The organism is Inhella crocodyli (assembly GCF_004004565.1).
Lineage (GTDB): Bacteria > Pseudomonadota > Gammaproteobacteria > Burkholderiales > Burkholderiaceae_C > Inhella > Inhella crocodyli.
The window spans coordinates 285,205-303,095 of the sequence record NZ_SACM01000003.1; the positions used below are offsets into that span (position 1 = coordinate 285,205).

Here is a 17,891-nt window from a genome sequence, read left to right on the forward strand (position 1 = left end):
GGCTTTGTCGTTTCAGGGTTGGCGCACGAAGCCGAAGCGCGCCGGCAGGTCGGCGCGGGGCAGTTCCTCCAGCGCCCAATCGCCCTTCGCCAGGCGGTCGGCGGCCAGGTCCATGTCCAGCGAATGCACCAGGCCCAGGCCCTTGGGCGTGGCGAGGTAAAGCCAGCCGCCCTCGTCCAGCACCGCGGCGGTGGCCCCCAGGGTCTCGCCCGTGTGGTCGACCACCCGGCCGTCGTCGTGCAGGCGCAGCACCAAGGGCGCGGCCTCCAAGGCCACGAACACCCGTTGCGGTCCGTTCTGGAAGTACCAGCGGCCGTCGGCGTGCGCCAGGTAGTTGCGGTGGATGAACTCGCGCAACTTGTCGTGCCGCAGCAGGCTGCCCTTCGGCCTTGGGAAGGCCCCCGCCGCCTGACAGGCGTCGTCCCGCAGGTACCAGTCGCCGCGCGCGTCCAGGCCCAGCCAGCCGCGGCAATCTGGCACGTTGGGCCACTTGGCCATCGCGGCCTTGACGAGGTCGTCCATCAGCCCAAGTGTGGCGCCAGCCAGGTGCAGACGCTGTGCGGCAGGTCCAAGACCGTGCCCGGCCAGCGGCCACTGGGAAAGCCCACGTGGCCCCCATGCGCCGGCTGCCACAAGGTGACCGGCCGGCCGGCGCTCACCCGGTGCGGCAGGCTCTGGGCGGGCACGAAGGGGTCGTTGCGCGCGTTGAGCACCAGGCTGGGCACGCGCAACGCGTCCAGGTGGGGGCCGGCGCTGCAGCGGGCGTAGTAGTCGGCCGCGTCGCGAAAGCCGTGCACGGGCGCGGTGAACACGTTGTCGAAATCGCGCAGGCTCTGGGCGCGGCGCATCGCCGCCTCGTCGAACAGGCCCGGGTGCTGCTGCAGCTTGCGCAGGGCCTTGGGCACCATGCTGCGCAAGAAATAGCGGGTGTAGATGTGCCGGTTCAGGCCCTGGTGGATGGCGTCACCGGCCGCGGCCAGGTCCAGCGGGGCCGACACGGCCACCACGGCGCGGACCGTGTGGGCGGCGTCCGCGCCCGACTCTTGCGCCCAGCGCAGCAGCGCGTTGCCGCCCAGGCTCACGCCCACGGCGACCATCGGGCCCGGGTGGCGGGCCTGGCACTGCGCCAGCATCCAGCCGATTTCCGTGAAGTCCCCCGAGTGGTAGGCCCGCGGCCCGCGGTTCAGCTCCCCCGAGCAGCCGCGGAAGTGGGGGATGGCGAAGGCCCAACCCAGCTTGCGCGCGTGGCTGGCAAAGGCCTGGCTGTAGTGGCTGGCGGAGCTACCTTCCAGCCCATGGAACAGCACCAGCAGCGGGCCGTTGCCACCGTGCGCGGGCTCGCGCAACCAGTCGCAATCGACGAAGTCGCCGTCGGGCGTGTCCCATCGCTCGCGGCTGAACACCGGCGGGTGCTCGGGGTGCTGCAGCCGGCTGAACAGCTTGGGCCAAATGGTTTGCGCGTGCCCGCCGGGCAGCCAGCGCGGGGCGTGGATCTTGGGCGGCTTCAATGCAGGACGTTGGCGTCGCCGCTGTGCACGCTGGGCGACTCGTCGGCCGTGCCGGGGCTCGCGTGGTGCAAGACCATGCGCCAGCCTTCGGCGGTGCGCATGTAAACGTTGGTGGCCATCACCCAGGCGATCTGCGCCCCGCCGCCTTCGGCCGGGCCGGGCACGAGCACGCGCTCGCGCACCTGGTGCACGGCAAGCTGGTCGGTGGTCAGGCGAGTGACCTCGGCCGCCTGCACGGCCACGGGCCCGCGGGCGAACAGGGCGCCGAAGCTGGCACGGATGGCGGTGGCGCCCACCACCGGCACGCCCCCGGGGTGGATCAGGCGCACCAACTCGTCGTTGACCCACAGCGACATCAGGCGATCGAGGTCGCCGGCCTGCAGGGCCTCGTAAAACTGCGCCTCGATCTCGTCGGGGCTGGCCATCAACACGGCCAGCGGGGCCTTGCGGCGAACCACGGGGCCTGCGCTCAGTGGCCGTGCGCCAGGGTCTCGCCGGCCTTGAGCCGGTACTCGGTGCCGCAGTAGGGGCAGCGGCCCTGGCCGTTGTGACTCAGGTCGATGTAGACCTTGGGGTGGCTGCTCCACAGCGCCATGTTCGGGTTCGGGCAGGCCACGACACCGTGACCTTGCAGGTCTTTGGCGCTGACTTCGACGACGGCAGGGGCTTGGCTCATGGTGCGGCACTCGGCGGGTTGAGGGCGCAATTCTAGGAAGCGCGCTGCAAGGCGGCCTCCAGCAGGCGGCTGCCGGCGTCGAAGCGCAGGTGCACCTCGTCGCCCGCGGCGTCGCGCCAGCGGTAGGTGTGGGCCCGCTCGGGCACGGCCTCGCCCAGGCTGCCGGCCAGGGCCAGCACGTCCACCAAGGCCTGGCCGGGCTGCAGCCGGCTGTGGAACATGACGGCGTTGGCCACCTGCCCGATGGGCGCGCTGCCGGCCTGGCGCATCACCTTCATCAGCTTGCTGAACTGCAGCAGCAGCAAGAACACCAGCACCGTGAGCACCAGCACCACGCCTTGCCAGCCCATGGCCCAACCGCCGGCCACGAGTGCGGCCAAGGCCAGCAAGCCCGTCACCGCGGCCTTCACAGCGACCTCACCAGGTCCATGGCCTCTTCGATGCGCTCGACGGCATGCACCGTCAGGCCCTCGATCGGCTTTTTCGGCGCGTTGGCCTTGGGGATGACGGCGATGCTGAAGCCCAGCTTGGCCGCTTCTTTCAGGCGCTCTTGGCCGCGCGGCGCGGGGCGCACCTCGCCGGCCAGGCCCACCTCGCCGAAGGCCAGAAAGCCCCGCGGCAGCGGGCGGCCGCGCAGCGAGCTTTGGATGGCCAGCAGCACGGCCAGGTCGGCGGCCGGCTCGCTGATGCGCACGCCGCCCACGGCGTTGATGAACACGTCCTGGTCGTTGGTGGCCACGCCAGCGTGGCGGTGCAGCACGGCCAGCAGCATGGCCAGGCGGTCGCGCTCCAGGCCCACGCTCAGGCGGCGCGCGCCGCCGCTGTCCACCAGGGCCTGCAGCTCCACCAGCAAGGGGCGCGTGCCCTCCAAGGTGACCAGCACGCAACTGCCAGGCACAGGCGCGGCGTGCGCGCTCAAGAAGATGGCGCTGGGGTTGCTCACGCCCTTGAGGCCCTTCTCGGTCATGGCGAACACGCCGATCTCGTTCACCGCGCCGAAGCGGTTCTTGATGGCCCGCACCAGGCGGTAGGTGCTGTGCGTGTCGCCCTCGAAGTACAGCACCGCGTCGACGATGTGCTCCAGCACGCGCGGGCCGGCCAAGGCGCCTTCTTTGGTGACGTGGCCCACCAGCACCATGCTGCAGCCGCTGGCCTTGGCGTGGCGCGTGAGCAAGGCGGCGCATTCGCGCACCTGGGCCACGCTGCCGGGCGCGCTGGTCAGCTGCTCGGTGTAGACGGTCTGGATGGAGTCAATCACGCAAAAGGCCGGCGCTTCGGCATCCAGCGTGGCCAGGATGCGCTCGAGGTTGATCTCGGCCAGCACGCGCACCGCCGTGCCCGGCAGGCCCAGGCGGCGGGCGCGCATCGCGACCTGCGCGCCGCTTTCCTCGCCCGTCACGTACAGCACCTTCATGCCGGTGGACAGGGCTTCGAGCGCCTGCAGCAGCAGCGTGCTCTTGCCGATGCCCGGGTCGCCGCCGATCAGGGTGACGCCCCCGGCCACGATGCCGCCACCCAGCACGCGGTCCAGCTCGTCGATGCCCGTGGGCGTGCGCGCCGTGTCCACGGCCTCGATCTCGCTGAGCGTGGCCACGGGCGTGGTGCGCGCCAGGGCTTGGAAGCGGTGTCCCCCCGCCTTCGGCTCGGCCACGCCCTCCACCAGGGTGTTCCATGCGCCGCAGCCCGGGCATTTGCCCAGCCATTTGGCGCTGGTGGCGCCGCACTCGCTGCAGGTGTATTGGGTCTTCTCTTTGGCCATGGCGGCATTGTGGGTGAGGGTTTGCGATGAGGCGGACTGGGCACAGGACTCGAGCGCTGCCCCGGCGAGCCCCTGGAGTTGCCGCAGAATCGATCGGCCCCGCGCGCCGCGGACCCGACCCGGCGCGACCGCTTGTTTTGGCTGTTGGAGACCCGGTGTGATCCTCGATCTGATTCCCTCAAGCACCCGCGCCGCTGGCCTGGGCGCCCTGATGAAAGGCGCTGGCAAGGTCACGCGCTTCATCCCCATCCCGCAGCCCACGCTCCTCGTGGGCCCCGGCGCCAGCGTCCGGCTGGGCGAGGCCGTGGCCGGCTTCGGCCACACCAAAATCTTGATCGTCACCGACGCGGTGCTGGCCAAGCTGGGCCTGCTCAAGGGCCTGGCCGACGCGCTGACCGAGGGCGGCACCGAGTACGTGGTGTTCGACGAGATCACGCCCGACGCGCCCATCCCCTTGATCGAGCGCGGCATCGCCACCTTCAAGGAGCACGGCTGCGACGCCATCGTCGCCGTCGGCGGCGGCTCGTCGATCGACTCGGCCAAGGCCATCGCCATGGCCGTGGCCAACCCCAAGCCCATCCGCAGCCTGGCCGGCTACTTCAAAGGCCGCCGCAACCCCATCACCCTCTACGCCGTGCCCACCACCGCCGGCACGGGCTCCGAGGTGACCGTGGCCGCCGTCGTGGCCGACCCGGAGCACGAGGACAAGGTCGTCATCGTCGACCCGCGCCTGGTGCCGCGCATGGCGGCGCTGGACCCCGCCCTGATGACCGGCCTGCCGCCCCACATCACCGCCGCCACGGGCATCGACGCGCTGACGCACGCGGTGGAGGCCTTCATCGGCAACTGGGCCACGCCCTACACCGACGGCCTGGCGCTGACGGCCGTGGGCCTGATCTTTGCCAACCTGCGCACCTGCTACCGCGACGGCAAGAACCTGGCCGCGCGCGAAAAGATGGCGCTGGCCAGCACCTACGCCGGCATGGCGTTCACGCGGGCCAACGTGGGCTACGTGCATGCCATCGCCCACCAATTCGGCGGCAAGTACCACACGCCGCACGGCCTGGCCAACGCCATCATGCTGCCGCTGGTGCTGCGCTACTCGGCGCCCGCGGTCATGGACAAGCTGGCGCAGCTGGCGATCCGCGCGAAGCTGGGTGGCGAGGGCGAACGCACCGAGACCCTGGCCGAGCGCTTCCTCGACGCCGTCGAGCAGCTCAACGAAGACCTGGGGATCCCCACCCACTTGGCCGCGCTGCGCGAGGAAGACATCCCCGCGCTGGCCAAGGCCGCCTGCCACGAGGCCCACGTCGGCTACCCCGTGCCGCGCTACATGACGCAGGAGGTGTGCGAGCAGCTGATCCGCAGCGTGCTGCCGCCCGACGAACCGGCACCCGCCCCCAGCAAGCCGGCGGCGAAGAAGGCCGCCAGCAAGGCCGCTGCCAAGAAACCCGCCGCCAAGGCCGCCCGCGGCAAGTCGGCCCCCTGAACACGACGCAAGGAGACACCCCCATGAAGAAGGTTGTGACGGTCACCCTCGGCCCCTCCGAGCAGGACTTCTCGTTCAAGACCAAGTTCCTCGGCCAGCAGTTCGAAGTGACCCGCCTGGGCGCCGACGACGACACCACGCAAGCCTGGGAGCTGATGCGCCGCCACCAAGCCGACGCCGACGCCATCGGCCTGGGCGAGATCGGCGACCACTACCAAGTGGGCCTGCGCACCGTGGTGAACAAAGAAACCAAGCGCCTGCTCAACGTGGTGACCCGCGTGCCCGTGACCACCGGCGCCACGCTGCGCCGCCTGCTGCAGGTGCGCGCCGTGCGCCACGTGCAGCACGAGCTGGGCCACTACTTCAACAACAACATCGTGCTGTTCCTGAGCGGCATGCGTAACTACGACATGGCCGTGGCCATGTCCGACTACACGAAGAACCTGAACTTCGCCGACGCGCTGTTCCAGACGGGCGCACCGGCCATGCTCAGCTCCCTGGACCAGCTCGAGCTGTACGCCAAAGGCATCAAGTGGGCCCTGCCCGCCGCGCCGCGCGAAATCCTCGAAAAGTCGCTCGGCGGCCTGAAGAAGAAGCGCATCGTGGCCGAGGTGGCGCGCTCGCACGTCATCGTGGGCACTTTCGCCGAACTCAAGGCCGTGGGCAACCCGGCCAACCTGGCGGGCAAGACGGTCATCACCTCGGCGGTGGACGACGAGCGCCTGGCCTACTTCAAGCTCTGCAAGGTCAACCTCGTCATCGACGTCTCGCCCAAGCTCTTCGACCAGGTCGTGGGCATCAACGTGATCGAGGCCATGATGCTGGCGGCCATCGGGAAGTCGCCCGAGGAGGTCTCGGACGACGACTTCGTCGAGATGATCGACGAGCTCAAGATCACGCCGCGCCTGCTGCACCCCACGGGCAAGTTCCGCAACATCCGGCGCTTCGCCTTCGTGATCCACCCGCTGAGCCAGGAGTTCATCCGCAAGGGCTTCCCCATCCCCAAGGCCACGCCCAAGTTCATCATGGACAAGGTCGAGACCCTGGCGGCGCACATGCCGCCCATGGTCTATTGCAAGATGGAGAACATCATCAGCCCCACCGGCGCCGAGGCCGAAGGCTGGCTGATCAGCGTGGGCGGCACGCCCAAGGAGATGCTGGCCCGCAGCCCCGAGTTCACCTACCGCCGCCTGCTGCAGGCGGCCGAGATGGCCGAAAAGCTGGGCGCGCAAATCATGGGCCTGGGCGCGTTCACCAAGGTGGTGGGCGACGCCGGCATCACCGTGGCGCGGCGTGCGCCCCTGCCCATCACCACGGGCAACAGCTACTCGGCCTCGGGCGCGCTGTGGGCCGCTGCCGACGCCATGCGCCGCATGGGCCTGGTCAAGGTCAACAAGGGCGACAAGCGCGTGCCGGCCAAGACCATGGTCATCGGCGCCTCGGGCTCCATCGGCTCGGTCTCGGCCCGCCTGCTGGCCATGGCCTTTGACGAGGTTGTCATCGCCGGCCGCGACATGAAGAAGCTGGAGGAGTTGAAGAAGAGCATCCTCAAGGACACGCCCGACGCCAAGGTGGTCTGCTCGATCGACTACGACAGCCTGCTGGCCGACATGGACATGATCGTCACCAGCACCAGCGGCGCCGGCAAGAAGATCTTGGACATCACCAAGGTCAAGCCCGGCTGCGTCATCACCGACGTGGCCCGCCCGCTGGACCTGCCGCCCGAAGAGGTGGCCAAGCGCCCCGACGTGCTGGTCATCGAGTCGGGCGAGATCGAGCTGCCCACCAAGGTGCGCGGCATGAAGAGCATCGGCCTGCCCAACAACGTCATCTACGCCTGCCTGGCCGAGACCATCGTGCTGGCGCTGGAGGGTCGCTTCGAGGTCTTCACCATCGGCCGCGACACCGAGTGGCCGAAGGTCAAGGAGATCTACAAGCTCGGCCTCAAGCACGGCATGAAGCTGGCGGCGATCTCGGGCGTCAAGGGCGTGTACTCCGACAAGGACATCGCCAAGGTCGTCGAGCTGGCCAAGAAGGCCCGCCTGAACTGGAACGGCGGGGGGGCCGCGCCCGCCGCCGAAGCCCCGGCGAAGAAGGCCCCGGCCAAGAAGCCGGCCGCGAAGAAGGCCGCCGCCCCGGCCAAGCCCATGCCCGCCGTGAAGAAGATGGCGGCCACCAAGCCGGCCACCAAGCCGGCGGCCAAGAAGGCCCCGGCCAAGAAGGCGGCCCCCGCCGCCTGAGGCCCACCCCGACCCGGTCGAACGCCCCCTCGCGAGGGGGCGTTCTTCTTGGGGGGGTGCCAGACGTCAGGCCGGCGACGGGCGTGCTTCAATCCCCGCCTGTTGGGAAGGAAGAGAAGGACGCCCCGCCATGGACCTGCACGTTTGGCTCACTTTTTTCGCGGCCTCCTGGGCCATCAGCCTGAGCCCCGGCGCCGGCGCCGTGGCCGCGATGAGCAGCGGCCTCACCCACGGCTTCCGGCGCGGGTACTGGACGACCGCCGGTCTGATCCTCGGCATCTGGACGCAGGTCCTGCTCGTGGGCGTGGGCCTGGGCGCTTTGGTGGCCACCTCCACCACCCTGTTCGCCGTCATCAAGTGGGCGGGCGTGGCCTACCTGGTCTACCTGGGCGTGCAGCAATGGCGCGCCCCGGCCCGGGCCCTGGTGGCCGAGGACGACGGCGTGAAGGGCGGCGCCTCGGCCCGGCGGCGCGACCTCGTGCTGCGCGGCTGGATGGTCAACACCATCAACCCCAAGGGCACGGTGTTCCTGCTGGCCGTGGTGCCGCAGTTCCTCTCGCTGAGCCAGCCGCTGGCGCCGCAGTACGGGGTCATCGCCCTGACCCTGGGCTTCACCGACCTCGTGGTCATGGGCGGCTACACCGCGCTGGCCGCCAAGGTGCTGGGCGCGCTGACCGACCTGCGCAAGATCCGCCTGATGAACCGCGTTTTCGGCGGCCTGTTCGTGGGCGCCGGCCTGCTGCTGGCCAGCGTCAAGCGCGCCTGAGGCCGGCCCCCGCATGCGACCGATGCCAACCTGGCTCTTGTTCCTGGTGCCCACGCTGATCTGGGCCAGCACCTGGCACGTCATCCTCTACCAACTCGGTTCGGTGCCCGTGCTGAACTCTGTGGGCTGGCGCTTCGGCCTGGCCGCGGTGCTCATGGCGCTGTTGGCCTGGCAGCAGGGCGCCCGTTTGCGCCTGCCGCTGCGCGTGCACGGCTGGCTCATCGCCGCGGGCGTCATCCAGTACGGCGGCAATTACTGGGGCGTGTACGAGGCCGAGCGCTACATCCCCTCGGGCCTGGTGGCCGTGCTGTTCGCGTTGATGGTTTTCGGCAACGCGCTCGGGGCTTGGTGGGCCTTCGGGCAAAAGAGCCCCCGCGCCTTCTTGATCGCCGCCTTGGGCGGCGTGGCCGGCGTGGTGATGGTGTTCTGGCCCGAGATCGCCAGCACCGGCGCGCGCCCGCACGCCGCTTGGGGCCTGGCCATCGGCCTCTTGGCCGTGGTGGCGGCCTGCGTGGGCAACATGCTCACCCTGCACCTCACGCGGCAGGGCCTTCCGCTCATCCCGGTGCTGGCTTGGGCGATGGGCTACGGTGCGCTGTTCTTGATCGGCATGGCCGGCGTGACCGGCATCGGCTGGGCCTTCGACTGGCACGCGCCCTACGTGCTGTCTTGGTTGTACCTGACGGTGTTCGGCACCGTCATCGCCTTCGTTCTGTACTTCAAGCTGGCGCAGCGCGAAGGCCCGGCGCGCGCCGCCCTGATGGGCGTGGTGATCCCGGTCATCGCCCTCGGGGTGTCGGCCTTGTTGGAGGGCTGGCAGCCCACGCCCCTGGCCTTGGCGGGCATGGCCTTGTGCGTGGGCAGCGTGGTGATGGCCCAGCGGGTGGGAGCGAGCAAATCATGAGCATGAGCTTGGTGGTGACCTGGGCGGGCACGGCAGTGCCCACGCGCGAGGCCTGGCAGCAGGCGCTGGACGCCGCCGGCATGCCGGCGCAACTCGGCGAGGTGGGCGACCTGGCACAGCACACCGGCTTTTGGCCGGTGACCTGGCAAGGGCGCCCCAGCGGCTTCGAATGGCAATGGGGCCCGGCCGACGCCACCCTGGGCGGCCCCGCCGGCGGCAGCACGGCGCTGTTGGTGGCCCAGGGCGACAACGCCCCATCGGCGCTGGCCGCGGCCGCGACCCTGTCGCGTTTGATGAACGGCCCGCTGGAGGACCCGCAAAGCGGCGACACCTTGGAGCCCGACGAGGCCCTGGCCTGGGCCTGGGCGCAGATCGCCGCCTGCCAGAAGGCGCGCGCCGACGGCAGCGACGCCGAGTGCGCCAACGACCCCGGCCTGGGGCGCGGCGGGCGTTGGCTCGTGGGCCTGCTGGCCCTGGCCTTGGCGGCCGTGGCGCTGACCCTGTTGTTGCGCTGAACCGCATGCCACGCTTCGGGCAGGACGTCCCGCCGCACGCCCGCCGCCCCGTCGCTTGGTACGCGCCGGCCACGCTGTGGCAGGCGGCGCGCAAGCTGCTGGCGGCCGAGCAGTTCGCCACCCACCTGGACCGCCGCGAGACCTTTCCCAGCGACCTGCGGCCCGTCGACCTCAGCGCCGACCCCTGCAGCCCAGCCGCGCCCTTTTGGTTCGACTTCGCTTCCGACACCGGCGACGGCGGCGACGCCACCGTGGCCGTGGCCCAGGGCCTGCTTGCGCCGTCGATGGCCGGCACGCAGGCGCAGGACGAGCGGGGCCAGCCCCTGCCGCAGGTACGCTTGCTGGTGCTGGGCGGCGACCTCGCCTACCCCGGCTCGGGCCGGCTGGACTACCAGTACCGCTTCATCGAGCCGCTGGACCAGGCCCTGCGCTGGGCGCAGCGACGAGCCGGCTTCGGGCGCTGGCGCCATGCGGTCGACGCCGCCCGCGAAGGCACGCCGATCGCCGCCGACGACAAGGTGGTCGTCGCCATCCCGCAGAACCACGACTGGGCTGTCAGCGCGTCCACCTTCTGCCGCTACTTCGTCAACACCGACGCCGGGGCCGTGCTGGGCGCGCGCACGCCACAACGGCAAACCTGGTTCGCGCTGAAGCTGCCGCGCAACTGGTGGGTGCTGGGCCTGGACTTCGCGCTCGAGGGCGACCTCGACCGCCCGCAGTACGAGGGCTTCAAGGCCCTGCTGAACCAAGGCCTGGGCGCGGGCAGCCAGGTGGTGCTCGTCTACCCCGAGCCCTACTGGACGCGCCCGCTGGGCGACCACGCGCCCGAGGGCTACCCCAAGCGCTACCAGCGCCTGGAGGCGCGGTTGCTGGCCGCGGGCGCGCGCATCCGCCTGCGCCTGGCCGGCGACCTGCACCACGTGGCGCACGAGCAGCTGACCTTGCCCGACGGCAGCGACACCCACCTGCTGGTGGCCGGCCACGGCGGCGCCTTCACGCACGCCACGCACACGCAGGAGGTGCGCGGCCGCAAGGTGCTGCGTGCCGTCAGCGGACCGGGCGACGAGTTGGCCCAGCACGTCGAGATCGGCCTGCCGCGCAACCGGAACGAGGCGGCACTGCCCGCCTTCGAGCCCGGCGTGCGCTACCCCGACGAGGTCGCGTCGCGCCGCCTGGGCTGGCGCGCTTGGGCCGCGGCCTTCCGCGCGCGCGGCAGCGGCATGGCCCAGGGCTGGCGCGGCTGGTGGGCCGAGCAGTGGGACAGCAACCGCGGCCTGCTGCCCGTGCTGGGCGGCCTCGTGGGCCTGCTGACCTGGTTCGGCTGGGGCATCCACCCGCAGGTGGACCTGAGCCGCGTGCCCAGCCCCAGCGCCGTGCTGCCCGCGCTGGCCGTGCTGGTCGCCTGCGCCGCCGCCGTGTGGGACCCGCTGGCCCCGCGCCGCGCGCTGCTGCTGGGTGCGGGGCATGGCCTGGCGCAACTGAGCGCCGCCTGGGGCTGGACCCTGCTGTGCTTCAACACCCTGGGCCCTTGGCTGGGCTGGCCCGCCTTCGTGCTCGCCTCCGCCCTCAGCGGCGGGCTGCTGCTGGGCCTCGCCCTCGCACTGGCCTGCGGCGGCTTGGGGCTGGCGTCCAACGCGGCCTCGGGCCTGGTGGCGCACGAGGGGCACAAAGGCTTCGTGCGCTTCCGCCTGGACGACGCGGGCCTCACCGCGTTCGTGCTCGGGCTGGACGAGGTGCCGGCGCAAACCGCGGTGCCCACCGACGCCCCCTTGCCCAGCGGCTGGCGCGTGGTGACGCGCTTCACGCTGCGCGACTGAGCCCGCTCAAAAGCGCGAGCCGGGCTCTTGCAAGAAGGCCAGCTCCTCGGCCGTGCTGACGCGGCCCAGGGCCTCGTTGCGGTGCGGGTAGCGCCCGAAGCGATCGACGATGGCCCGGTGCCGCCGCTCGAAGTCGAGCACGTGCGCCGCCCGCTCGGCGAACAGCGGCTCGGCCACCGCGTGCACGGCGCGCGACTCGCTGTGCATGTAGGGCATGTAGAGAAAGGCGCGGCGCTCGGGCGGCAAGGCCAGGTCGGCCCCCTGCGCCACCGCCTCTTGCGCCAGGCCCAGGGCCAGCGGGTCGCAGGCGAAAGCCTGCGCGGTGCCGCGGTGCCGATTGCGCGAGAACTGGTCCAGCACGATCACCTCGGCCAGCCGGCCTTCGGGCGTGGCACGCCAAGCCCACAGCTCGGCCTGCGCCGCTTGCGCGTGCAGCACCCCGAAGCGCGTGGCGATGGCCGCATCGAAAGCCGGGTCGACCTTCCACCACTGGGCGGTGCTGATCTCTTCGAACCAGAAGGCGAGGACGTCGTGGGCGGTCATGAGAAGCTCGATGCGGCGAAACCCCAACGGTAGCGCCCTGCGGGCGGGGGATGACCGCAGCGTCGTGACTTCGCACAATGCCGCCTTTTCGTCCGCACCGCCCTCACCATGGTCGACCCCCTCGACAAACTCAACCGCCTCACCGAATCGCACGGCGCGCTGCAGCCCGGCAAGGGCTTGGTGTCGGGCGTCATCGCCTTGTCCCTGGCCATCCTGTGCTTCCTGGGGGTGCTGGCCTTCCTGTTCCCGCAGTACCTGACGACGCCGCAGCTGCGCCAGTCGTACAACGTCGAGGTGATGCGCCAGCTGCTGTACTGGTCGCTGGTCATCGCCGGCGGCATCGCGCTGTGGAACATGGTCTTCGGCCGCGTGCGCTGGCTCTCAAGCGGCACCTTCGTGCTGCTGGGCCTGTGCCTGGCGCTGGGCGGCCACAAGGTGGAGGTGGACCCCAACTTCCCCGACGGCACGCCCTACATCGGCCTGGACTGGTTCATCTTGGACCTGCTGGGCTCCACGCTGCTCTTCGTGTTCGTCGAGAAGCTGTTCCCCCTGCGCAAGGACCAGCCCGTGTTCCGCCCGGAGTGGCAGACCGACTTCCACCACTTCATCGTCAACCACCTGATGGTGGGCTTCGTGCTGCTGGCGGTGAACCTGCTGGTGCACAAGTTCTTCGGCTGGGCCGCCAAGGACGGCGTGCAGGCCTGGGTGCAGGCCTTGCCCTTCCCGGTGGCGCTGTTCCTCATCATTTTGGTGGCCGACCTGATGCAGTACTGGACGCACCGCGCGTACCACGAGGTGCCCCTGCTGTGGCGCCTGCACGCCGTGCACCACAGCGTCAAAAGCATGGACTGGATGGCCGGCAGCCGCCAGCACATCCTGGAGCTCATCCTGACCCGCACCCTGGTGCTGGCGCCGATCTTCGTGCTCGGCTTCAGCAAGGAAGTGATCGACGCCTACATCGTGGTGGTCGGCTTCCAGGCGGTGTTCAACCACGCCAACGTCAGCGTGCGCCTGGGGCCGCTGCGCTACCTGATCGTCACGCCCAACTTCCACCACTGGCACCACAGCCAAGACGCCGAGGCGCTGGACAAGAACTACGCCGCGCACTTCGCCTTCCTCGACCACCTCTTCGGCACCGCCGTGCAAAGCGAGCGCAAGTGGCCCACGGCCTATGGCGTGCTGGGCGACTACGTGCCCAACGGCTTTTGGGCGCAGTTCAAGTTCCCCTTCACGTGGAAGGGCTGAGCCGCCAGCGCTGACACAAAAGCTTCACGGCGCTGACACGGCGCTTTCATCGGTGCTGCCTAGCGTGGCGGGTCTGTCATTCCTTGCGACCCGCCACCATGAACCAGCCCGTTGACCCCACCCTCATCGACTTCAACGACGAGGACAGCAACCGCAGCGCCAACCCGCACTTCAACCAGGTGCTGGACGCCCGCCTGAGCCGCCGCAGCCTGCTGCGCGGCGGCTTCGGTGGGGCCACCACCGCCGTGCTGGGCACCACCCTCTTGGCCGCCTGCGGCAGCGACGACCCCGTGGCCCCGCCGGCCCCCGCGCCCGCGCCAGCCCCCGCCCCCTCGCCCATCGTGACCCGCTTGGGCTTTGGCGCCGTCAACAAGAGCCTGGCCGACGTCGTCACCGTGCCCGCCGGCTACACCGCCACCATCTTGTACGCGCTGGGCGACCCGCTGCGCGCCGCCACCCCGGCCTACAAGAACGACGGCACCGACACCGACTTTGAGAACCGCGCCGGCGACCACCACGACGGCATGGAGTGGTTCGGCCTGTCAGCCACCGGCACGCCCTCCACCACGGCCACCGACCGCGGCCTGCTGGCCATCAACCACGAGGCCACCACGGACGAAACCCGCAGCAGCTTCTTCATCCACGCCAGTGGCGGCACTTCCACCCTGCCCCGCCCCGTGGACGAGACCGACAAGGAGATGGCCATTCACGGCATCTCGGTCGTGGAGATCAAGAAGTCGGGCAGCACCTGGGCCTACGTGGCCGACTCGGCCTTCAACTTCCGCATCGTGCCCAACACCGAGATCGACATCGGTGGTCCGCTGCGCGGCAACGCCTTGGCCATCACCAAGTACTCGCCCACCGGCACCGTCACGCGCGGCACCCTCAACAACTGCGGCACGGGCAAGACCCCCTGGGGCAGCTTCGTCACGGGCGAGGAGAACTGGTCGGGCTATTTCTTCCGCGTGGCCACCGACAACGCCGTTCGCGGCAACGACAAGTCGGTCACCGCGCTGAACCGCTACGGCCGCGCCCAAGGGGCCGCGTCACGCCACGGGTGGGAAACCGCCAGCGCCGACGACCGCCACCTGCGCTTCAACATCAGCCGCTCGGGCGTGTCGGTGGACGGCAGCGACGACTACCGTCACGAGATGAACCTCCAGGGCTACATCGTCGAGATCGACCCGTACACCAAGACCAAGAAGGCCGTGAAGCGCAGCGCCCTGGGTCGCTTCGCCCACGAGAGCGCCGCCTTCAGCATCCCGGTGGTGGGCCAGCCCATCGCCGCCTACATGGGCGACGACTCTCGCAACGAGTACATCTACAAGTTCGTGTCGACGGCGGTGTGGAGCGCCGCCGACGCCACGCCGACCGACCGCTTGGCCACCGGCGCCAAGTACCTGGACCAGGGCAAGCTGTTTGTTGCCAAGTTCAACGCCGACGGCAGTGGCCAGTGGATCGAACTGAGCATGACCAACCCCACGGTGCGCGACTACACCGGCTACCCCTTCGCCGACCAGGCCGACATCTGCGTCAACGCCCGCTTGGCCGGCGATGCCGTGGGCGCCACCAAGATGGACCGCCCCGAGTGGTGCTCGGTGAACCCGAAGAACGGCGAGGTCTACTTCGCCTTGACCAACAACAGCAACCGCCGTGTGGACCCCACCGGCGGCAGCCAGTTGGTGCCCGACAGCGCCAACCCCCGCGCCTACAGCGACATCCGCGGTGGCACGTCGACCAACTCGGGCAACCCCAACGGTCACATCCTGCGCTTGAAGGAAGGCACCGGCGGCGCTTCGGCCACGGCCTTCACCTGGGACATCTACGTCTTTGCCGCCGAGACCAGCGCCGCCACCGGCACGGTCAACCTCAGCAACCTCACGGGCGACCAAGACATGTCCAGCCCCGACGGCCTGGCCTTCAGCCCGACGACCGGCATCTGCTGGATCCAAACCGACGACGGCGCCTACACCGACGTCACCAACTGCATGATGCTGGCCGCCATCCCCGGCCAGGTGGGCGACGGCGCCAAGCGCACCCTGAGCTACGCCCGCAGCGGCGGCGGCACCTTGACCGTGGACACCTACGTGGGCGCCACGCCCACGGCCGACAACCTGAAGCGCTTCTTGGTCGGACCGAAGGACTGCGAGATCACCGGCATCGCTGACACCCCCGATGGCAAGGCGCTGTTCGTCAACATCCAGCACCCGGGCGAGGGCACGCGCATGGCCGACGTGACCGACCCGACGAAGTACACCAGCCAGTGGCCGTCCAACGCCGGCTATGGGGCCGGCAAGCGACCGCGCTCGGCCACCATCGTCATCACCAAGAACGACGGCGGCGTGATCGGTTCTTGATCGGGCAGGGCCAAGCCCTTGGGCCGCGCCGCGAGGCGCGGCCTTTTTCGTTTCAGGCGTGCCAGGGCTGCGCCATCAGCGCTTCTTCGCCAGCCAGCCAGTGGGCGACGGGCGTGGGCACGCGGGTGTCTTGTTCCCAGCCCAGCAGCGCACAGCTTTGCGCGTTCGGCACGAGGCCCCGCTTCCCCACCACGGCGCCCTTCACGTAACCGGCGGCGCACAGGCGCTCGCCGTCGTGAAACTCGAAGCGCATGAAGTTCCAGTGCTCGTTGCTGCCCTCGGTGCGAAAGCGCAGGGTGTAGCGCTGGAAGGGCTTGAGCCCGCGGCGGTAGGTGATGAAGGAGCCGCCGGCCATCGGGCGCCAGCCTTGCTTGATCATCAGGCCGAAGAACCCAAAGCGAACGAAGTACTCGATCAGCATCAGGTCGAGCATCGTGAGGTAGCGGCCGTTGTTCATGTGGCCGTTCAGGTCCAAGTCGTTGGGCAGCACCCGGAAGGTGCGCTCGATGGTGTCGCCCGGCTGGATGCGGGGCTGGCGCCAGGCGCGCCACAGGGCCCAAAGCAGTCGCAGGTAGAGGTTCATGGTCGGCCTAGAATTGGTTCGAATTGGAACCAGTTTAGTTCCGATCCGAACCATCTGTCAAACCATGCCCCGCGCCCGCAACCCCGCCAGTCCCGCCCTGCCCCCCGCCCACGACGCCTGGCTGTCGGTGGTGAAGGCCTACCACCTGTGCGACCAGGTGCTGACCCAGCGCCTGGCCGCCTTGGGGCTGAAGCTGAGCGAGCACGAGGTCTTGGTCAACCTGCTGCTGCACCCGGGCGCCACGCAGCAGCAACTGGCGGCGCACAGCTTCACGGCCAAGAGCGTGATGAGCGCGCTGGTGGGCAAGCTGGAACAAGCCGGCTGGCTGCGGCGCGAGCCCGACGCCAGCGACGCCCGCGCCTGGCGGCTGCACCTCACCGACGCGGGCGACACCCTGGCGCGCCGCGCGTTGGCGGTGCAGGCCGAGGTGGTGCAGCGCATGACGGCGGCGTCCAGCCCCGCCGAGCTGCGCGATTTGCAGCGGCAGATGGACGCCGGCAGCACCGCGCTGCGCGCGATGCTCGACGCCTCCTGAAACGACACCGCCACCCGGAGGTGGCGGTGCTTTTGTTGGCGAGGCGACTCAGGCCTTGGCCAGTGCGCCGATCTTGGCCTGATCGCGCTGCAGCTCTTCGCGCTGCGTGATGCGGCGGAACCAGATCGTCACCACCGAGCTGCTGAGTACGATGAAGAACGAGTACAGGATCGGCAGCAGCAACACATCGCGCTGCTGGTCGCCGGCGAAGCTCAAGGTCACGATCAACACCGCCAAGGGGCCGTTCTGAATGCCGGTTTCCAGCGCGATGGTGCGACCCCGGCGCGGCGTTTGGCGCAGCAAGCGACTCAAGCCATAGCCCAGTGCGAAGCCAAAGAGGCCCAGGCCGATGGAGGCGGCGTACACCGGGAAGCCGGTGTCCAGCAGCAACTGGAAGTTGCGCGGCACCCAAGAGCCCATCAGGAACAAGATGACGGCCACGCCCAAGAGGCCACCGATCATCTCCACGACCGCGCCCACGTTGGCGTTCCACTTGCGCATGGCGATGCCGATCACGGTTGGCACCAACAGCACGAACAGCACCTGGATCACATTGCCGGGCGGGATCTTCCAGTCGCCTTCGATGCCCTGGCTGTAAAAGGCCAGCGTGAGGGGCACCATGAAGATGGCCACGATGGTCGAGCCCATGGTCATCAAGATGGACAGGCTCAAGTCGCCCTTGCTGAAGTACGTGAAGATGTTGCTGGTGGTGCCACCGGGCATGCAGCCCATCAAGATCAGGCCCACGGCGTAAGCCGGGGGCAGTTGGAGCAGCGTGGCCAGGCCATAGGCCAGGGCGGGCATGACCCCGTACTGGCACACCAGGCCCACGAACACGCCCTGGGGACGGCGCAGCGCGATGGCGAAGTCCTTGAAGGTCAGGCTGGCGCCCATGCCCAGCATGATGACCATCATCATCACGCCGAGCAGCTTGGTTTCGAGTTCGCTCAACAT

The 17,891-nt window shown here is 69.8% G+C and carries 18 protein-coding genes; 9 read left to right on the plus strand and 9 right to left on the minus strand.

Translation table 11 applies throughout. From position 1 onward, the window contains the following. Nucleotides 1–12: 12 nt before the first annotated feature. From EOD73_RS12125 to radA, 6 genes are read right to left on the minus strand one after another with little or no spacing between them, the layout of a single operon-like run. On the minus strand, nucleotides 13–522 hold the full coding sequence (locus EOD73_RS12125) for a DUF2946 family protein (RefSeq protein ID WP_127683270.1): 510 nt from the start codon (nucleotides 520–522) through the stop codon (nucleotides 13–15). Continuing rightward, entirely contained in the window at nucleotides 522–1,508 is a 987-nt protein-coding gene (locus EOD73_RS12130) for a YheT family hydrolase (RefSeq protein WP_205702461.1), read from the minus strand. The genes EOD73_RS12125 and EOD73_RS12130 overlap by 1 nt, the downstream gene beginning before the upstream one ends. Beyond that, nucleotides 1,505–1,966, minus strand: a complete 462-nt coding sequence (locus EOD73_RS12135) for a YybH family protein (RefSeq protein WP_240660700.1) — start codon at nucleotides 1,964–1,966, stop codon at nucleotides 1,505–1,507. Before EOD73_RS12135 ends, EOD73_RS12130 begins: the two co-directional genes overlap by 4 nt. An 11-nt stretch (nucleotides 1,967–1,977) precedes the next feature. Further along, nucleotides 1,978–2,184, minus strand: coding sequence for a zinc-finger domain-containing protein (locus EOD73_RS12140; RefSeq protein WP_127683271.1), 207 nt, complete (start codon nucleotides 2,182–2,184; stop codon nucleotides 1,978–1,980). A gap of 32 nt (nucleotides 2,185–2,216) precedes the next feature. Continuing rightward, nucleotides 2,217–2,594 carry a hypothetical protein gene (locus EOD73_RS12145; RefSeq protein WP_127683272.1) on the minus strand — a complete coding sequence of 126 codons (378 nt, stop codon included), beginning with the start codon at nucleotides 2,592–2,594 and terminating at the stop codon, nucleotides 2,217–2,219. Next, the gene (gene radA / locus EOD73_RS12150) at nucleotides 2,591–3,943 is read right to left on the minus strand and encodes a DNA repair protein RadA (protein WP_127683273.1); all 1,353 of its coding nucleotides are present in this window, start codon (nucleotides 3,941–3,943) and stop codon (nucleotides 2,591–2,593) included. Before radA ends, EOD73_RS12145 begins: the two co-directional genes overlap by 4 nt. A 157-nt stretch (nucleotides 3,944–4,100) precedes the next feature. On the opposite strand from radA, the gene EOD73_RS12155 reads away from it, so the two are divergent. The 6 genes from EOD73_RS12155 to EOD73_RS17565 all read left to right on the plus strand — a co-directional run bounded on the left by EOD73_RS12155 (nucleotide 4,101) and on the right by EOD73_RS17565 (nucleotide 11,674). Continuing rightward, nucleotides 4,101–5,432, plus strand: a complete 1,332-nt coding sequence (locus tag EOD73_RS12155) for an iron-containing alcohol dehydrogenase (RefSeq protein ID WP_240660701.1) — start codon at nucleotides 4,101–4,103, stop codon at nucleotides 5,430–5,432. A 23-nt stretch (nucleotides 5,433–5,455) separates the two neighbouring features. Next, on the plus strand, nucleotides 5,456–7,672 hold the full coding sequence (locus EOD73_RS12160) for a DUF8754 domain-containing protein (protein ID WP_127683274.1): 2,217 nt from the start codon (nucleotides 5,456–5,458) through the stop codon (nucleotides 7,670–7,672). Nucleotides 7,673–7,802: 130 nt separating this feature from the next. After that, nucleotides 7,803–8,438, plus strand: a complete 636-nt coding sequence (locus EOD73_RS12165) for a LysE family transporter (RefSeq protein WP_127683275.1) — start codon at nucleotides 7,803–7,805, stop codon at nucleotides 8,436–8,438. A gap of 13 nt (nucleotides 8,439–8,451) precedes the next feature. Next, the gene (locus EOD73_RS12170; protein ID WP_127683276.1) at nucleotides 8,452–9,342 is read left to right on the plus strand and encodes a DMT family transporter; all 891 of its coding nucleotides are present in this window, start codon (nucleotides 8,452–8,454) and stop codon (nucleotides 9,340–9,342) included. Next, the gene (locus EOD73_RS12175) at nucleotides 9,339–9,857 is read left to right on the plus strand and encodes a hypothetical protein (protein ID WP_127683277.1); all 519 of its coding nucleotides are present in this window, start codon (nucleotides 9,339–9,341) and stop codon (nucleotides 9,855–9,857) included. Before EOD73_RS12170 ends, EOD73_RS12175 begins: the two co-directional genes overlap by 4 nt. 5 nt (nucleotides 9,858–9,862) lie before the next feature. After that, nucleotides 9,863–11,674 (plus strand): hypothetical protein, encoded by a 1,812-nt coding sequence (locus tag EOD73_RS17565; RefSeq protein ID WP_164846061.1) that lies wholly within the window; start codon nucleotides 9,863–9,865, stop codon nucleotides 11,672–11,674. Between the two features lie 6 nt (nucleotides 11,675–11,680). On the opposite strand, the gene EOD73_RS12185 is transcribed toward EOD73_RS17565, so the two are convergent. Beyond that, complete coding sequence (locus EOD73_RS12185; RefSeq protein ID WP_127683278.1) at nucleotides 11,681–12,217, minus strand: DUF924 family protein; 537 nt, start codon at nucleotides 12,215–12,217, stop codon at nucleotides 11,681–11,683. 108 nt (nucleotides 12,218–12,325) lie between these two features. Between EOD73_RS12185 and EOD73_RS12190 the strand changes: the two genes are divergently transcribed. Then, on the plus strand, nucleotides 12,326–13,462 hold the full coding sequence (locus tag EOD73_RS12190; protein ID WP_127683279.1) for a sterol desaturase family protein: 1,137 nt from the start codon (nucleotides 12,326–12,328) through the stop codon (nucleotides 13,460–13,462). 98 nt (nucleotides 13,463–13,560) lie between these two features. Beyond that, entirely contained in the window at nucleotides 13,561–15,819 is a 2,259-nt protein-coding gene (locus EOD73_RS12195) for a PhoX family protein (protein ID WP_127683280.1), read from the plus strand. A gap of 52 nt (nucleotides 15,820–15,871) precedes the next feature. Here EOD73_RS12195 and EOD73_RS12200 read toward each other — a convergent pair whose 3' ends face one another. Further along, the gene (locus EOD73_RS12200; protein ID WP_164846062.1) at nucleotides 15,872–16,402 is read right to left on the minus strand and encodes an acyl-CoA thioesterase; all 531 of its coding nucleotides are present in this window, start codon (nucleotides 16,400–16,402) and stop codon (nucleotides 15,872–15,874) included. 64 nt (nucleotides 16,403–16,466) lie between these two features. On the opposite strand from EOD73_RS12200, the gene EOD73_RS12205 reads away from it, so the two are divergent. Further along, complete coding sequence (locus EOD73_RS12205) at nucleotides 16,467–16,937, plus strand: MarR family winged helix-turn-helix transcriptional regulator (protein ID WP_164846063.1); 471 nt, start codon at nucleotides 16,467–16,469, stop codon at nucleotides 16,935–16,937. A gap of 48 nt (nucleotides 16,938–16,985) precedes the next feature. Here EOD73_RS12205 and EOD73_RS12210 read toward each other — a convergent pair whose 3' ends face one another. Beyond that, nucleotides 16,986–17,891, minus strand: coding sequence for a bile acid:sodium symporter family protein (locus EOD73_RS12210; protein ID WP_127683283.1), 906 nt, complete (start codon nucleotides 17,889–17,891; stop codon nucleotides 16,986–16,988).

Bases quoted from the DNA above. Each gene is read 5' to 3' on its own strand.
- EOD73_RS12165 (WP_127683275.1), top strand. From the start codon at position 7,803: ATGGACCTGCACGTTTGGCTCACTTTTTTCGCGGCCTCCTGGGCCATC.
- EOD73_RS12125 (WP_127683270.1), bottom strand. From the start codon at position 522: ATGGACGACCTCGTCAAGGCCGCGATGGCCAAGTGGCCCAACGTGCCA.
- EOD73_RS12185 (WP_127683278.1), bottom strand. From the start codon at position 12,217: ATGACCGCCCACGACGTCCTCGCCTTCTGGTTCGAAGAGATCAGCACC.
- EOD73_RS12210 (WP_127683283.1), bottom strand. From the start codon at position 17,891: ATGTTGAGCGAACTCGAAACCAAGCTGCTCGGCGTGATGATGATGGTC.
- EOD73_RS12175 (WP_127683277.1), top strand. From the start codon at position 9,339: ATGAGCATGAGCTTGGTGGTGACCTGGGCGGGCACGGCAGTGCCCACG.
- EOD73_RS17565 (WP_164846061.1), top strand. From the start codon at position 9,863: ATGCCACGCTTCGGGCAGGACGTCCCGCCGCACGCCCGCCGCCCCGTC.
- EOD73_RS12190 (WP_127683279.1), top strand. From the start codon at position 12,326: ATGGTCGACCCCCTCGACAAACTCAACCGCCTCACCGAATCGCACGGC.
- radA (WP_127683273.1), bottom strand. From the start codon at position 3,943: ATGGCCAAAGAGAAGACCCAATACACCTGCAGCGAGTGCGGCGCCACC.
- EOD73_RS12200 (WP_164846062.1), bottom strand. From the start codon at position 16,402: ATGAACCTCTACCTGCGACTGCTTTGGGCCCTGTGGCGCGCCTGGCGC.
- EOD73_RS12205 (WP_164846063.1), top strand. From the start codon at position 16,467: ATGCCCCGCGCCCGCAACCCCGCCAGTCCCGCCCTGCCCCCCGCCCAC.
- EOD73_RS12140 (WP_127683271.1), bottom strand. From the start codon at position 2,184: ATGAGCCAAGCCCCTGCCGTCGTCGAAGTCAGCGCCAAAGACCTGCAA.
- EOD73_RS12195 (WP_127683280.1), top strand. From the start codon at position 13,561: ATGAACCAGCCCGTTGACCCCACCCTCATCGACTTCAACGACGAGGAC.
- EOD73_RS12170 (WP_127683276.1), top strand. From the start codon at position 8,452: ATGCGACCGATGCCAACCTGGCTCTTGTTCCTGGTGCCCACGCTGATC.
- EOD73_RS12160 (WP_127683274.1), top strand. From the start codon at position 5,456: ATGAAGAAGGTTGTGACGGTCACCCTCGGCCCCTCCGAGCAGGACTTC.